At 63.9% G+C, this 16,227-nt stretch carries 13 protein-coding genes; 2 read left to right on the forward strand and 11 right to left on the reverse strand.

The annotated features are described in order from the left end of the window. Positions 1-77 precede the first annotated feature (77 nt). The gene (locus tag ACVMIM_RS31815; protein WP_476116879.1) at positions 78-995 is read left to right on the forward strand and encodes a zinc-binding dehydrogenase; all 918 of its coding nucleotides are present in this window, start codon (positions 78-80) and stop codon (positions 993-995) included. Positions 996-1,005: 10 nt separating this feature from the next. On the opposite strand, the gene ACVMIM_RS31820 is transcribed toward ACVMIM_RS31815, so the two are convergent. The 8 genes from ACVMIM_RS31820 to ACVMIM_RS31855 all read right to left on the reverse strand — a co-directional run bounded on the left by ACVMIM_RS31820 (position 1,006) and on the right by ACVMIM_RS31855 (position 9,785). Then, positions 1,006-1,755: an SDR family NAD(P)-dependent oxidoreductase gene (locus ACVMIM_RS31820; RefSeq protein WP_224513785.1), complete on the reverse strand. Its 750-nt coding sequence runs from the start codon at positions 1,753-1,755 to the stop codon at positions 1,006-1,008. A 148-nt stretch (positions 1,756-1,903) separates the two neighbouring features. Next, entirely contained in the window at positions 1,904-4,171 is a 2,268-nt protein-coding gene (locus ACVMIM_RS31825; RefSeq protein WP_476116881.1) for a transglycosylase domain-containing protein, read from the reverse strand. A 577-nt stretch (positions 4,172-4,748) separates the two neighbouring features. Beyond that, the gene (locus ACVMIM_RS31830; RefSeq protein ID WP_476116883.1) at positions 4,749-5,018 is read right to left on the reverse strand and encodes a hypothetical protein; all 270 of its coding nucleotides are present in this window, start codon (positions 5,016-5,018) and stop codon (positions 4,749-4,751) included. A gap of 167 nt (positions 5,019-5,185) precedes the next feature. Next, the gene (locus tag ACVMIM_RS31835) at positions 5,186-7,153 is read right to left on the reverse strand and encodes an acyltransferase family protein (protein WP_476116884.1); all 1,968 of its coding nucleotides are present in this window, start codon (positions 7,151-7,153) and stop codon (positions 5,186-5,188) included. Positions 7,154-7,203: 50 nt separating this feature from the next. Continuing rightward, positions 7,204-7,350, reverse strand: a complete 147-nt coding sequence (locus ACVMIM_RS31840; RefSeq protein WP_476116886.1) for a hypothetical protein — start codon at positions 7,348-7,350, stop codon at positions 7,204-7,206. Positions 7,351-7,404: 54 nt separating this feature from the next. Continuing rightward, entirely contained in the window at positions 7,405-7,605 is a 201-nt protein-coding gene (locus ACVMIM_RS31845; protein ID WP_041003606.1) for a hypothetical protein, read from the reverse strand. A gap of 50 nt (positions 7,606-7,655) precedes the next feature. Further along, positions 7,656-8,276 carry a ribonuclease D gene (locus tag ACVMIM_RS31850; protein WP_476116888.1) on the reverse strand — a complete coding sequence of 207 codons (621 nt, stop codon included), beginning with the start codon at positions 8,274-8,276 and terminating at the stop codon, positions 7,656-7,658. A 123-nt stretch (positions 8,277-8,399) separates the two neighbouring features. After that, positions 8,400-9,785, reverse strand: a complete 1,386-nt coding sequence (locus ACVMIM_RS31855) for a M20/M25/M40 family metallo-hydrolase (RefSeq protein WP_476116889.1) — start codon at positions 9,783-9,785, stop codon at positions 8,400-8,402. 481 nt (positions 9,786-10,266) lie between these two features. On the opposite strand from ACVMIM_RS31855, the gene polA reads away from it, so the two are divergent. Continuing rightward, positions 10,267-13,230: a DNA polymerase I gene (polA, locus tag ACVMIM_RS31860; protein WP_476116891.1), complete on the forward strand. Its 2,964-nt coding sequence runs from the start codon at positions 10,267-10,269 to the stop codon at positions 13,228-13,230. A 157-nt stretch (positions 13,231-13,387) separates the two neighbouring features. On the opposite strand, the gene ACVMIM_RS31865 is transcribed toward polA, so the two are convergent. From ACVMIM_RS31865 to ACVMIM_RS31875, 3 genes are all read right to left on the reverse strand, one after another. Next, on the reverse strand, positions 13,388-13,792 hold the full coding sequence (locus tag ACVMIM_RS31865; protein ID WP_041003614.1) for a Fur family transcriptional regulator: 405 nt from the start codon (positions 13,790-13,792) through the stop codon (positions 13,388-13,390). 129 nt (positions 13,793-13,921) lie between these two features. Continuing rightward, positions 13,922-14,968 (reverse strand): L-glyceraldehyde 3-phosphate reductase, encoded by a 1,047-nt coding sequence (gene mgrA / locus ACVMIM_RS31870; RefSeq protein ID WP_476117443.1) that lies wholly within the window; start codon positions 14,966-14,968, stop codon positions 13,922-13,924. Positions 14,969-15,080: 112 nt separating this feature from the next. Continuing rightward, positions 15,081-16,223, reverse strand: coding sequence for a Gfo/Idh/MocA family protein (locus ACVMIM_RS31875; RefSeq protein ID WP_041003620.1), 1,143 nt, complete (start codon positions 16,221-16,223; stop codon positions 15,081-15,083). Positions 16,224-16,227: the final 4 nt, after the last annotated feature.

The raw sequence follows: 16,227 nt of genomic DNA on the forward strand, positions 1-16,227 counted from the left end.
GCGCGAAAGTCGATAGGCTTGAGCCGTTATCGTCGCAATCGATCGCGCCTCGCGGGCGTCAATTTCAAAGGGGGCCTATGCTCGCTCTCGCTATCTCTTCCGCCAGCCCCAACCGGCTGAAGCTCATCGAGGCGGACAAGCCAAACTGCAACGTGAATGAAGCATTAGTGGCCGTTCATGCAACATCGTTGAATCGTGGCGAGCTGCGCCTGCTCGGCATACGACCCGACGGCTGGATACCCGGCCAGGACGTCGTCGGCGTTGTCGAACGCGCGGCGGCCAATGGCTCCGGGCCGGTCGTGGGCACGCGCGTTGCGGCATTGGTCGATCAGGCCGGCTGGGCCGAATATGTCGCCGTCCCAACAGATCGCCTCGCCGTCATACCCGACGGCGTAAGCTTCGCCTCGGCCGCCACGCTTCCGGTGGCGGGCACGACGGCGCTGAGAACTTTACGTCATGGCGGAGACCTGGCTGGCCAGCCGGTCCTGATTACCGGCGCAAGCGGCGCGGTCGGCCGCTTCCAGATCCAGATCGCCAGCGGGCAAGGCGCTTCGGTGACGGCGATCGCCTCGGCCCGCCACCACGATGATCTTCGCGATCTGGGCGCCGAGCGGGTTGTCGAGTCGATCGAACTGACCGGGGGACCGTTTTCGCTGATCACCGAGTCGGTCGGCGGCAAAAGCCTTGCCGACGCGATCGAACGCGTCGCGCCGGGCGGGACCATCGTGATGTTCGGCTCGAGCAGCGGCGAGCTCACGCCGGTTGGGTTTCGCCAGTTCGTTCCAGGCCACGAAGGCGCCAGGCTTCAGACTTTCGCCTATTACACGTCCGGCCCAGCCATCGGCGCCGACATCGCCGCGCTGCTCGGTCTTGTCGCGGCCGACAGGCTGGAAACCCGCGTGGCCATGACGGTACCATGGACGGACATCGGTCAGGCCCTGGACGCGCTGCGGCAGCGCGGCTTCAGCGGCAAGGCTGTCCTCACCATGGTTTGACGTCAGCCAATCACACGTGCTGGCCGCCATTGATGTGGATTTCCGAGCCGGTCACGTAGGACGCCTGGCCCGAGCACAGGAAGAAGATGATGTCGGCCACTTCCGAGGTGGCGCCCAGCCTTCTCAGCGGGATCGTCTCGACGATCTTGTCGGTGCCGGGCGACAGGATCGCCGTGTCGATCTCGCCCGGCGCGATCGCATTGACGCGGATGCCGTGCGGGCCGAAGTCATGCGCCATCTCGCGCGTCAGCGAGCCGAGCGCCGCCTTCGACGTCGCATAGGCCGTACCGGCGAAGGGATGAACGCGCGTGCCGGCGATCGAGGTGACATTGACGATCGAGCCCTTGGCGGCGGCGAGCTCTTTGAACAGACCTCTCGCCAGCATGATCGGCGCGAAGAAATTGACCTGGAACACGTCGCGCCAGACATGCATCGGCGTGTCGATCGAGTTCATCCGGCTGCCGTCCTTCAGCTTCGGCGAGATGCCGGCATTGTTGACCAGTGCGTGCAGCTGACCGCCATGCGCCTCCAGCCGGTGTCGGATTTCGGAAACGGCGATGCCGACATCCTCCTGGTCGGCGAGATCGACCTTGATGTGATCCTCGGGGCCGGCCGGCCAAGGACAGTCCTCGGCAAAGGCCTGGCGCGAGCAGGTGATGACCCGCCAGCCCTCGCGCGAAAAGCGCTTCACCGTTGCATGGCCGATACCCCGGCTGGCGCCGGTGAGCACGATGGTTTTTCTGCTGTCGGTCTCGGCCATGGTTTTGTCTCCGGCCGGACATGTAGCCGAAGGGAGCACTGATGGCGAGAGGGCGAGTTGCCGCCGCAGCGATGATCCCGAAAAGTTGGTTCCGGTTTTCGGGACCGCGTTGGAGTAAGAAGCCGGTGCCATTCCGATCCCGGCGGCTTCAGCCTCCGCTCAATATGTCGAGGATCGAGGTCTGGCGCTTCTTGGTCGGTCCGCCGACATCGCCGGGCGGCACCGGATGCTTGATCGAGGCGGTCGACCCGCTGTCGCTCGGCATGTCGAAGCCTCCGGCATCGACGGTCTCAGCCGGTCGTGTGGTCCGCGCCTGGCGCGCTGGTGCCGGCGCCTGGGCCGCGGGCGCCGGCTGGCCGACGGCCGCGGGCGGCGCTGGCGGCGCCTGCGAGGCATCCGCCGACGGGATCTCGTCGGGCACGATCGTATCGGAAGGTGTCGACTTCCAGGTGCCGGGCAGGGGCCGCACAGGCACGCCCTCATGCGCGGCCACCATGAATTCGTGCCAGGCCTGCGCCGGCAAGGCGCCGCCGGTGACCTTCTTCATCGGGCTGCCGTCGTCATTGCCAAACCACACGCCGGTGGTGAGATTGGCCGTGTAGCCGACGAACCAGGCGTCGCGCGAATTCTGGCTGGTGCCGGTCTTGCCCGCCGAAGGCCAGTTGAACGCCGCCTTCTTGGCGGTGCCGACCTCGACGGTCCCGGTCATCATCGAGTTCATCATGCCGACGATATCGGCCTTGATCACGCGCGGCGCGCTGCCGCCGCTGTTTTCGTAGAGCACCTTGCCGCTGGCGGTGGTGATGCGCTGGATGAAGTGAATGTCCGGCCTGTAGCCGCCATTGGCGAAGGGCACATAGGCCGCGGTCAGCTCAAGCGGCGTGACTTCCGATGTTCCGAGCGCGATCGACGTGTTGGCCTGCAGGTCGGACTGGATGCCCATGCGATGCGCGGCTTCCACCACGGCGTCAGGTCCCACTTCCATGGTGAGCTGTGCGGCCACTGAGTTGAGCGACTTGGCAAGAGCCGTGGCCAAAGTCACCTTGCCGTAATATTTGCCGCCGTAATTGTCGGGCGTCCATTTGCCGATTTTGATCGGCGCGTCGTTGCGGATGCTGTCCGGCGTGCGACCGGCCTCCAGCGCCGCCATGTAGACGAAAGGCTTGAAGGCGGAACCGGGCTGGCGACGCGCTTCCGAGGCGCGGTCGAACTGGCTGGTCGAATAATCATAACCGCCGACCATGGCTCGCACCGCGCCGGAATCGTCGATCGACACCAGCGCCCCTTGGCTAACGTTGAGCTTCTTGCCACTCTCGTCGATCAGCCGGCGGATCGACTGTTCCGCAAGCTTCTGCAGGTTGAGGTCGACGGTGGTGTTGATGACGATGTCGCCGCGCACATCGCCGATCAGGTCCGGAAGCTCGTCCATCACCGTGTCGGCGACGTAATTTTCCGAGCCGGTCCAGTAAGAGGGCGCGCGCGTTGCCGGCGCGCTCAGCGCGGTCTTGTATTCCTTGTCGCTGATCTTGCCTTCCTCGCGCATGGCCGCGAGCACGAGCTGCGCGCGCTCTTCGGCCGCTTTGGGATCGCGCGCCGGCGACAGCTTGGACGGCGCCTTGAGCAGGCCCGCCAGCAACGCCGCTTCCGAAAGCGTCACGTCGCGCGCGCTCTTGCCGAAATAGCGTCGTGAGGCCGCCTCGACGCCATAGGCGCCCGAGCCGAAATAGACCCGGTTGAGGTACATTTCGAGGATCTGGTCCTTGCTGTGCTTGTGCTCGAGCCAGAGCGCGAGCAGCACTTCCTGGACCTTGCGTTCCAGCGTGCGGTCCGGCGTCAGGAACAGGTTCTTCGCCAGCTGTTGCGTCAGCGTCGAGCCGCCCTGCGAGAAGTGCCCGCCGATGAGATTGGTGGCCATGGCGCGCGCCAGGCCGATCGGGTCGACACCGAAATGCGAATAGAAGCGACGGTCCTCGATGGCGACGACGGCCTCCGGGATATAGGGCGACATTTCATGCAGGCTGACGGCCTCGCCGCCCGACGCGCCGCGATTGGCGATCAGCCCGCCATCGACCGAGACGATCTTGATGTTGGGCGCGCGGTCCGGGATCGACCATGTCGTCGCCGCCGGCATCTTGGCGCCGTAATAGACCACGATGCCTGCCGCCGCGATGCCGCCCCAGATACAGAACACGAAGCACCAGTAGACCAGGCGGGTGGCGATGCCGAACAGTCCGCGCCGGTTGCGATCGCGGCCGCGGCCGCGTGATTTCGCTTTTGCGGATCTGCCCTTTGCAGCGGACTTGCGGGTGCGCGGCACGACGCGATCCTCCTCGCTCACCGAAAAGCCATCGGAGGATTTCGCGCGCTGCGACCCCTCGAAGTTCGGTTCGATGCGACTGTCTCTGCGGTTCGCCATGCGCCCTTGCTTGTCTGTCCCCGTTCCCGATGGCGTTCGGATTGAAGACTAGATGCGGCGGTTTAAAGGCGGGTTAAAGCAGGGTTTATGCACGCTTTAGAGGGACCACTGGTGAAGGGCTCGCACCCGCGCCGGCGGAGTGAAAGGAACTTCCTCGCCTCCAGCGCATTGGCTAGGTACCTACTCCAACCCTGAATTAGGCCCGCTGGCTTCGGCCGGCGGGCTTCTTTACTCGTTGGGAGCCTGACCGCGGGATATAAAGTGCATCACCTGAGGCGACTTTCGTCACAAAAGAAGCGTGAACAGGAAACGATTTTCCCCATCCGCCCACGTTCATGAACCATGGCGTTGTACGGGCCTGGAAGTCGTTGATCATCTCGCCTGCAGCGCACGACTTCTCGCCGGGTCGCAGCCAGGTCCGGCAGATCGAAAGGAACTGAGGCGGAGAGAGTCCCAGTGGCTCAAGTCCGGCGTGGTCTGCGGGTCGAGACACCTGAAAAGCGCGGAGAAATCGCGTCAGGCATCGCTGAGATGCCCCGGTCGGGTCGAGCCGCCGGGGCATTCAGGAGCGAACGCTTTAGTTGGCGCCGCCAAGTTCCTTGGTCATCTTGCAGAAATTGTCGTGTTGCTTGGCAATGGTATCGTCGCCGCAGTCCTTCTTGATCGAAGTCCGATCCTCTTCGCTCAGAGCCAGCCATGCTTTCTTGAACTCATCGCCAGACCTCATGGTTTTCATGCCGGCGTCTGTGAAGAACGGCGACATCTTAGCGGGATCGTCGAGGGCCGAGGTTCCAGTGTTGGCGCCCGCGAAGGCAGAGGCCGGGAAGGAAAGCGACAACGCGGTCATGCAAATGATATGAATTTTCATGGAAAGTTCCTCCTTTGGCCGATCACGTTCGCTTGATGGCCATTCCTAAGAACGAACAAGCGAATTTTGGGTTTCCTGAGCAAAGCGATTTTGTCGGAGCTGCGGAATGCGGTAACCAAGAAAGACCAAGAATAGGTCTGACTTGCTCAAAGTCCCGCTGCCTTGGCCAGATAGGGAGCGAGCGCCAATGCGTAGGTTGCCGTAAGATGATGATTGTCGCGCAGCACGACGATGTTGCCGACCACCGCCGGGCAGCTGTCCTCGCCGCATAGCGCATCGTTCATATCGACCACGGTCACCCCCGCCACGGACCGGGCCGCGAGCGCGTAGATGTTTTCCCGTTCGACCTCGCCGCGCGGATTGACGCATTTGCCGGGATCGGTTCCCAGGCAATTGCGTGGATCGAACAGGCTGAAAGGTGTGTTGCGGATGGCGATGACGCGCACGCCCTGGCTTGTGATCTCGCTCCAGACGCTGCGCAATCCCTCGACCATCGCGTCCCGCGCAACGCCGGTGTAGTTGCTCTGGCTGGTGATCACGAGATCGGGCTTCAGTTTCGCAATTTCGGCGAGAACTTTCTCGCGCCACAGCGCGCATTGCTCATACGGCTTGCCGTTGTCAAGGATGGTGACCCGGGTCACCGGGCATGCCGCCTTGGTGAAGGTGACGAGTTTCCACTTTCTGTCTTTGGCGATTTTGTCGATTGCCGGCACCCATTGCGCCGCGTGGGAATCGCCCATCACGACGATGGTTCTCGTCCCCGTCGGGTCGCCAAGCTGGCAACCGGTCGCGTTGACGCTCTTCTGCTCCTGATGACATCTCATTTTGTAGATGATCGGCACGTCGCTGCCGATCTTGCTCAAGGGGGGCAACAGCTTGACGCCCTCAGGGACAACAGCGTTCGCCAGCAAGGCCGCAGGCCCGGGATAATTTGGCGTTCCGATCAGGCTGGTATCGATGGGCTGCCGGTCGACCGCATAGACGAGCCCGCCGGCCCCCGCCACGCACAACCCGATCGCGGCCGTGCCGTCGATCAGCGGCCGCCATGCCAGCGACGAGCGCGAATGGCGATAGGGCTGTTCGACGAAACGGTAGGAGAGATGGGAAACGGCCAGAGTGGCGATGATGAGCAGAATGCCATCGACCGCGCCAACTGTGCCGCGCTGCGCCACATAGAATATGATCAGCGGCCAATGCCACAGATAGATCGAATAGGAGCGATCGCCGATATAGCGCAGCGCGGCGACATCCAGGCCGCGGAAGCGGCCGATGCGTATGTTGCCGGCCGCAATAACCAGAGCCGCCCCGAGCGTCGGCAACAGCGCCTTGAAGCCTGGAAAATCGGTCGACCTTGAAAACAGCACCGCCGATGCAAGCGCCGCCAGCATGCCGGCTACGGCCATCGCACTTCTCATATGCGCGCTCGGGCGGAACCGATCGAGCATCAGCGCCAGCAATCCCCCAAGAGCCAGCTCCCAGACCCGGGTATGGGTCACGAAATAGGCCCGTGCCGGATCGGATCGGGTAAGGGCGACGGAAACCGCGAGCGAGCCGGCCATGAGTACGCCGAGTACGAAGGTGAGCATTTGCACGGGTGAATAGCCGCGACGCCTGGCCCACCACAGCGCCGCGATCATCAACACCGGCCAGACGATGTAGAACTGCTCCTCGATCGACAGCGACCAGAAATGCTGCACCGGGCTGGGCGCATCCTCGGCGCCGAGATAATCCACGGCCTGCTCGGCAAGCCGCCAGTTCTGCACGTAGAGCGCGCTTGCGATCACCTGCTTGGCGGTTTCTTCCCACCACGCGTCCGACATGAACAGCAGTGTTCCCGCGAGCGTAACCAAAAGCGCGACGATCGCCGCCGGCAGCAGCCGCCTGACCCGGCGCGTGTAAAAGCCGACCAGCGAGATGCCGTCTTCGCTGAGCGCCATGCGCGCGAGCAGGCCGGTGATGAGAAAGCCGGAGATGACGAAGAAGATATCGACGCCGACATAGCCGCCCGGAAGCGCTGCCGGCCAGATGTGGAAAATCACCACAAAGGCTACGGCAAGCCCGCGCAGTCCCTGTATCTCCGGCCGAAATCCCCCCGGCGCAATGTCGTCTCGCAAAGCCAGTCTGGTCCCTCACCGCGCCGGCCCGTCCCGGCCCGCCACCATGGTCAATTCTGCTGGATCGAAATGCCCTTGTCGTCGATCTTGAGCTCGACGCCTTTCGGCCTGGTGTGCTCGCGATAGGCAGAGATGCCGAGCGCGATGATCACCGCGATCAGCACCCCGATGATGAGATAGAGCGTGTTCTGCCTCATTGCGCCCCCTCGTTTCGCTTGAGACCCGCTTTGAAGCTTGCAGGCAGCGGTCGCCTACTGGTCGTCGTCATCGGATGCCGGGCGCCAGCTCGTCGGATCGACCTTCTTTTGCGTGTCGCTGTCGGTGTAGACCCACCAGCCGCCGTCGCGATACTGGCCGATGGATTCGTTGACGACGCCGTCGCCGTCCTTCCACAGGATGGTGACCTTCGAGCCGTCCTTCGGCGCGCTTTCTATCGGTTTGCGCTCTGCCATTTCACTCCCTCCACGAACCGGCCCAACGTCCTTCCGACGCGCGGGTTCCGTCAGCTATGCGCGAAGATGTCCTCTTCCGCCCAACCCATAAGATCGAGCTTGGCTCGCGTCGGCAGGAAACGGAAGCAGGCGTCCGCCTCCTTGGTGCGGTTTTCGCGCGCCAGGCGCGCTGCAAGCACCTCGCGCAGGCGGTGCAGGTAAAGCACGTCGGAGGCGGCGTAGTCGAGCTGCTCGGGCGAGAGCGTTTCCGCCGCCCAGTCGGAGGATTGCTGCGCCTTGGACAGGCTGATGCCGAGCAATTCGTTGCAGAGATCCTTCAGCCCGTGGCGGTCGGTATAGGTGCGAACGAGCCGCGAGGCGATCTTGGTGCAGAACACCGGTTCCGCCATCACGCCGAAGGTATGATAGAGCACGGCGATGTCGAAGCGGCCGTAATGGAACAGCTTGGTGATCGCGCGATTCCTGAGCAGGCTGACGAGGTTCGGCGCCTTCTTCTGGCCGGGCGCGATCTGGATGACATCGGCGCTGCCGTCGCCGGGCGAGATCTGCACCACGCAGAGCCGGTCGCGATGCGGGTTGAGCCCCAGCGTTTCCGTGTCGATGGCCACCGCGCCCACATTATAGCGGGTGAGGTCCGGCAGATCGTTCTTGTGGAAACGGATATCGGTCATTCTTTTCTCCGGATCGCGGCCGCAATGCCGCGCGTCGCCTGGGATGCGTCAGCAGCGGCGGCGCGTTGCGCTGGTCATTCGTCCTCGCCGCGATCCGGAGAAAAATCAACAGAAAGTTGAAGTTCAACGCGTCAGCGCATCGAGGATGCGAGCCCACGATCGCTGCCCCTTGTGAAAGGAGGTCAGCTCGTACTTCTCGTTGGGCGAATGGATACGATCGTCGTCCAGGCCGAAGCCGACCAGCAGCGATTCCATGCCGAGATAGGTCTGAAAATCGCCGACCACGGGAATAGAGCCGCCGCCGCCGGTGGTGACCGCCTGCTTCTCCCATTCGTCGGACAGCGCATCCTTGGCCTTGGCCAGGAAAGGCGAGTCGTAGGAAAGCTGGATCGCCGGCGAGCCGCCATGCGGGTGGAATTCCACCGAGCAGTCGCCGGGGATGCGCTCGCGAACGAAAGCCTGGAAGGCGGCGCGGATCTTCTTCGGGTCCTGCTTGTGGACGAGCCGGAACGACACTTTCGCCGAAGCCTCCGCCGCGATCACCGTCTTGAAGCCTTTGCCGGTGTAGCCGCCGATGATGCCGTTGAATTCCGCGGTCGGCCTTGCCCAGGTCATTTCGAGCACCGAGCGCCCTTTCTCGCCGGCCGGAATGGAAAGCCCAACCGGTCCAAGGAAGGTCTCGGCCGTTTCGCCAAGGCCCTCCCATGATTTCAACACTTGCGAAGGGGTCTCCTCGACGCCGTCATAGAAGCCCGGAATGGTGACGCGGCCATCCTTGTCGTGGATGTCGGCCAGCACCTTGGCCAGAATGCGGATCGGATTGGCGGCCGGCCCCCCATAGAGACCCGAATGCAGGTCCCGGTTGGCCGCCTTGACGGTGACCTCCTCGCCGACCATGCCGCGCAGCGACACGCAGATCGACGGCGTCTCGCGGTTCCACATGCTGGTGTCGCAGACCAGCGCGAAATCCGCCTTCAGCTCGGCGGCGTTGGCCTCCAGGAACGGCTTCAGCGATGGCGAGCCGGATTCCTCCTCGCCTTCGAACAGGATGGTGACGCGGCAGGGCAGATTGCCATGCACCTGTTTCCAGGCGCGGCAGGCCTCGACGAAGGTCATCAGTTGCCCCTTGTCGTCGGCCGAGCCGCGCCCGGTGATCACCTTGCGGCCGGGCTCGATCTCCTTGATCGAGGGCGCGAACGGATCGGTTTCCCACAACTCGACCGGATCGACCGGCTGCACGTCGTAATGGCCGTAGAACAGCACATGCGGCGCGCCCGCCGGTCCCTCGTGATGCGCCACCACCATCGGATGTCCGGGCGTGTCGCGCACACTCGCGTCGAAACCGATCAGCTTGAGCTCGGCGACCAGCCATTCCGCCCCCTTGCGGCAGTCGGCGGCGAAGGCCGGATCGGTGGAGATCGACTTGATGCCGAGCAGGCCGAACAGCCGCTCCAGGCTCTGGTCGAGATTCTGGTCGAGACGTTCGAGGACGGGAGAGATTCTGGACATTGGCGGGCCTTTCGATTTTTGCGCCGACCCTAAAGGTCCGGACCGGAAACGAAAAGCCGCGATTGTTGGACCAAGCCCGGATACATGTCGCCCGAAGTGCGTGAGAAGATGACATGCACCCCCGAAGAGTCGCAGGACATGGGATCTGGAGATCAAAGAAAACCGCCGTGGTGGAGGGGGAACCACGGCGGTTTCTACTCGAAACGTTGCGGCAGCCCGGAGAGGGGGGATAGGCTGCCGCAGTTTGCCCGGGATAGGCGGGGGACGGGCCTTACTCCGGACTTCGGCGAAAAACTGCCGATGACGTCTATTTGGGTTTGTGAACGTGGCGATTCAAGGGCACGAAAATTACACTTTTGTAACATACCCGTGAGCGACAAGATTCGGGCCGGACAGGATCTGTCAGGGGTGTTGCCCGAACCGGTGGGTTCCACAGCCTTTGGCATGGACCGCGAGGCCCGGCCGCGCTATCCCTGCCGGCATGAAAAAAGGCGATCACCTCTTTCTCGTCGACGGCTCCGGCTACATTTTCCGCGCCTATCACGCGCTGCCGCCGCTCAATCGCAAATCCGACGGCCTGCCGACCAGCGCCGTGCTCGGCTTCTGCAACATGGTATGGAAGCTGATGCAGGACGCGCGCAACACCAATGTAGGTGTCGTGCCGACGCATTTCGCCGTCATCTTCGACTATTCCTCGAAGACCTTCCGCAGCGATCTCTATCCCGAATACAAGGCGAACCGTTCGGCACCGCCGGAAGACCTGATCCCGCAATTCGGCCTGATCCGCCAGGCGACCGCCGCCTTCAACCTGCCCTGCATCGAGATGGAAGGTTTCGAGGCCGACGACATCATCGCCACCTATTGCCGGCTGGCCTGCGAAGTCGGCGCCGACACCACCATCGTCTCCTCCGACAAGGATTTGATGCAGCTGGTCGGCCCCACGGTCGGCATGTACGATCCGATGAAGGACCGGCAGATCGGCATTCCCGAGGTGATCGAGAAATGGGGCGTGCCGCCAGAAAAGATGATCGACCTGCAGGCGCTCACCGGCGACTCGGTCGACAATGTGCCGGGCGTGCCGGGCATCGGCCCGAAGACCGCAGCGCAGCTTCTGGAACAGTTCGGCGACCTTGACGGGCTGCTCGCGCGCGCTTCCGAGATCAAGCAGGAAAAGCGTCGCGAGACCATCATCGCCAATGCCGACAAGGCGCGCATTTCGCGCGAGCTGGTGACGCTGAAGAACGACGTGCCGTTGAAGGAAGGCCTGGACGACCTCGTGTTGCATGCGCCTGACGGCCCGAAGCTGATCGGCTTCCTCAAGACGATGGAATTCACCACGCTGACGCGACGCGTCGCCGAAGCGACCGCGACCGAGGTCGGCGACGTCCAGGCCTCCGCCGTGACCATCGAGCGCGCCGATACCGCGCATGGCCCCGATGTCGGCGCCGGCGCGCCGCCGGCGCCGCGACAGGCCGCCGCGCCGAGCGAGGCCGCCAAGCCGGCTGCGCCGGTCAGGGGCGAGGATGCGCCGCCGCAAGGCGACACGCCATCGCTGCTCTCGGCGCTGCGGCTGGAGCAGGCGTCGGCGCGCAAGGTCGACCCTTCGGCCTATAGCGCCATTCGCGATATGGCCGCGCTCGAGGCCTGGATAGCCGAAGCCCGCGACGCCGGCATCCTTGCTTTCGACGCCGAGACCACCTCGTCCGACCCGATGCAGGCCGATCTCATTGGCCTGTCCATGGCGGTCGCGCCCGGCCGCGCCATCTATGTGCCGCTCGCCCACAGAAACGGCAATGGCGACCTGCTTGGCGGCGGCCTTCTGGAAAACCAGATCCCGGTCCGCAAGGCGCTGGCGCTGCTGAAGCCGCTGCTCGAGGATCGGTCGGTCCTGAAGATCGTGCAGGACATGAAATACGACATCGTCGTGATGAGCCGGCACGGCATCGAGGTCGCCCCGTTCGACGATACCATGCTGATCTCCTATGTGCTCGACGCGGGCACGTCCGGCGGCCACGACCTCGCCTCCCTGTCGGAGAAGTGGCTGGGCCACGCGCCGGCGACGAAAAAGGAGCTTGCCGGGTCGGGCAAGAGCGCCATCGGCTTCGATCAGGTCGATATCGAGCGCTCGACCGCCTATGCCGGCGAGCAGGCCGACCTGGCGCTCCGGCTCTGGCAGGTGCTGAAGCCGAGGCTGGCCGCCAAGGGCCTCGTTTCCGTCTATGAGCGGCTGGAACGGCCGCTGGTCCCGGTGCTCGCGCGCATGGAGCAGCGCGGCATCTCGGTCGACCGCCAGATCCTGTCGCGGCTCTCCGGCGAGCTGGCGCAGGGTGCTGCCCGCGTCGAGGAAGAGATCTATGGGATCGTCGGCGAGCGCATCAACATCGGCTCGCCGAAGCAGCTCGGCGACATCTTGTTCGGCAAGATGGGCCTGCCAGGCGGCTCAAAGACCAAGACCGGCCAGTGGTCGACCTCGGCCCAGCTTCTGGAGGATCTCGCCGCCGAAGGCCACGAGCTGCCGCGCAAGATCGTCGACTGGCGCCAGCTCACCAAGCTGAAATCGACCTATACCGACGCGCTGCCAGGCTTCATCAACCCCGGCACCAACCGCGTCCACACCTCCTATGCGCTTGCCGCGACCACGACCGGGCGGCTGTCGTCCTCCGATCCCAATCTGCAGAACATTCCGGTGCGCACGGCCGAAGGGCGCAAGATCAGGACTGCCTTCATTGCGGAGAAAGGCCACAAGCTGGTCTCGGCCGACTACAGCCAGATCGAGCTGCGCGTGCTCGCCCATGTCGCCGAGATCCCGCAGCTCAAGCAGGCTTTCGCCGACGGCGCCGACATCCACGCCATCACCGCATCGGAAATGTTCAACGTGCCGGTCGAAGGCATGCCTTCGGAAGTGCGCCGGCGCGCCAAGGCGATCAATTTCGGCATCATCTACGGCATCTCGGCCTTCGGCCTCGCCAACCAGCTGTCGATCCCGCGCGAGGAGGCAAGCGCCTATATCAAGCGCTATTTCGAGCGCTTCCCCGGCATCCGCGACTATATCGAGGAAACCAAGGCCTATGCGCGGGAGAACGGATTCGTCGAAACCATCTTCGGCCGCCGCATCCACTATCCGGAGATACGATCCTCCAACCCGTCGATCCGCGCCTTCAACGAGCGCGCCTCGATCAACGCCAGGCTCCAGGGCACCGCCGCCGACATCATCCGCCGCGCCATGGTGCATATGGAGGAGGCGTTGGAGAAGGCGAAGCTGTCGGCCCAAATGCTGTTGCAGGTGCACGACGAACTGATCTTCGAGACCGTGGAAGCCGAGGTCGAAGCGACGATCCCGGTGGTGCGCAAGGTGATGGAGAGTGCGCCGATGCCGGCGGTCTCGATGTCCGTGCCGCTGCATGTCGACGCGCGCGCCGCGGACAATTGGGACGAGGCGCATTGAGCGGCACTACGCCCGTAAGTGCGTCGAGATTCAGGTCAGGCCGAGCCGAAAATGGTGGATTCCGAGAACCGGAGCGGAGCGTACATAAAGTACGTGAACACCGGAAGCGCAGGAAGCCGCCATTTGCAGGCCGGCCCCCGCCTGAATATCGGCGTACTTACGCCGCCTCGGCGCGGCACTTCGCGCAAACCCCCCGAAACTCGATCACCGCCTTCTTGGCCGCGAAACCCGTCGAGCGCACCCACTCGTCGAGGCGATGGTCGACATCATGGTCGGACATCTCGGTCACCTGGCCGCAATTGTCGCAGATCGCGAAGGCAGTCATCGAATGGCTGTGGTCGTGCGGCTCGGCGCAGGCGACGAAGGAATTGAGGCTTTCCAGCCGATGCACGAAGCCCGATTTCACCAGCGTATCGAGCGCCCGGTAGACCTGCAGCGGCGCCCGGAAACCGCGCTCGCGCAGCTGGTCGAGCAGCGTATAGGCGCTGAGCGGGCCGCTGGAGGCCTCGAGCTTCTCGAGCACGCAGAGCTGGTTCTTGGTCAGCGCATCTCTTGCCGTCATCTATTTCCGTTCCGCTTGTCGCGTCGCTTCGCGTGCCGATTGCGCACATGAAACGCTTCCCGCTCATGAGATAGCGACGAACGCGCATTTTTGCCACTGTTTCCGCAGTTGGCTTGCCTGGCGCAGCCGCTACTTGCGCGGCGGTCCCTTGCGTTCGGCCGAAGCCGCCCAGAGATTGATGTCCGACTCGCGCGCGTAAGTGTCGATCTCGGCGAGCTCGCCATCGGAGAACTCGAGCGCCTTGAGCGCGCCAACGCAATCCTCGACCTGTTCCGGCCGGCTGGCGCCGATCAGCGCCGTCGTCACCCGGCCCTTGCGCAGCACCCAGGCCAGCGCCATCTGCGCCAGCGTCTGGCCGCGGCGGGCGGCAATGGCGTTGAGCGCCTTGATGTTGGCGATCGACCTGTCGTTGATGAAAGCCGGTTTGAGCGACTTGCCTTGCGACGCGCGGCTGCCTTCCGGGATGCCGCCGAGATATTTGTCGGTCAGCATGCCTTGCGCCAGCGGCGAGAACACGATCGAGCCGATGCCGAGCCCCTCCAGCGTGTCGAGCAGCCCGTCCTCCTCGACCCAGCGGTTGAGCATGGAATAGCTCGGCTGGTGGATCAGGCATGGCGTGCCGAGCCGCCGAAGGATATCGGCCGCTTCCCGCGTGCGCTGCGAATTGTAGGAGGAGATGCCCGCATAGAGCGCCTTGCCCGAGCGCACCGCATGGTCGAGCGCGCCCATGGTTTCCTCGAGCGGCGTCTCGGGATCGAAACGGTGCGAATAGAAGATGTCGACATAATCGAGCCCCATGCGCTTGAGGCTCTGGTCGAGGCTCGCCAGCACATATTTGCGGCTGCCCCATTCGCCATAGGGGCCGGACCACATCTCGTAGCCGGCCTTGGTCGAGATGATCAGCTCATCGCGATAGGCGGCGAAATCGGTGCGCAGTATCTCGCCGAACGCGGTCTCCGCCGAGCCAGGCGGCGGGCCGTAATTATTGGCGAGGTCGAAATGCGTGATGCCGAGGTCGAAGGCTTTGCGCACGATCGCCTGCTTGGTCCGGTGCGGCGTGTCGTTGCCGAAATTGTGCCACAGCCCGAGCGAAATGGCCGGCAGCTTGAGGCCGGACCGGCCGCAACGGTTGTAGATCATCGTCTCGTAGCGGTTCTCGGCGGCGACATAGGGCATGGGGAAATCCTCGGGATCGAGCTGCGCGGCGGTCGCCGCGACGGTGAATTGAATCGATGCTTGCCCCACATCCTTACCCTCTCCCCGCCGAAACGGGGAGAGGGGTTGCCACCTAGTTTTTCTTGGCCAGCAGCGCCTTCGCGTCCTTGACGCCGAGCGCGGCCGGCCGCTCGCAGCTCGTCTGCATGGCGACATATTTGCCGCTTTCGCCGGAGCGCAGGATGCCGGTCATCACATCGACGGCATGCAGCGCCAGTTCCATCGAGCAGCGGTGCGGCCGCCCTTCGGCGATCGCGATCGCCATATCGGCCAGGCCGGCGGTGCGGTAATTGGCCATCATGCCTTGGCCATGCATTTCGTTCGGCACGCCGAACGGATGGTTCCATTTGGGCAGCTTCTTCACCGGCTTGGCGCTATCGGTGAAGCGCACCTCGCCGCCGAAGAAGTTCGGGTCCGGCACGAATACGGTGCCCAATTCGCCATAGAGCTCCATCGGCGCGTGGCCATGGCTCCAGACGTCCCAGGAGGTGTTGAGCGTGATCACCGCGCCATTCGCGAATTCGAGCAGCGCATGGATCGTGGTCGGCGTGTTGACCGGGATCTTTTCGCCCGCACGCGGCTTCGACGAGATCGTGCGCTCCTTGGCCGGCGTCGTCGCGAAAGCCGCCACCTGTTTCACCGGCCCGATCAGCTGGATCAGGTTGGTGACATAATACGGCCCGATGTCCAGCACCGGACCGGCGCCCGGCTGGAAGAAGAAATCCGGATTGGGGTGCCAGTGCTCCATGCCATGGCCCATCACATGGCAGGTGCCGCTGGTGATCTTGCCAAGCTTGCCGCCGTCGATCAGCTCGCGCACCAGCTGGTGCGCGCCGCCGAGGAAGGTATCCGGCGCCGAACCGATGCGCAGGCCCTTCTTCTCGGCCCGCTTCTTCAGGTCCAGCCCTTCCTCGATCGACAGCACGAAGGGTTTTTCCGAATAGACATGCTTGCCGGCGTCGAGCACAGCTTTTGAGACTTCATAATGCACGGCCGGAATCGTCAGATTGACGATGATGTCGATCTCGTCGTCCCTGAGCAGGTCGTTGACCGTCTCGGCGCGCAGCTTAAACTCCTTCGCGCGCGCCTTCGCGGCCTCCATGTTGATATCCGCGCAGGCGCGCATCTTGATGCCGCGGAACAGCGGCGCCAGCGAGAAATACGCCTTCGAGATGTTGCCGCAGCCGATGACGCCCACGCCAAGTTTGCTTGCCATTTTC

Source organism: Mesorhizobium sp. USDA 4413 (assembly GCF_056280365.1).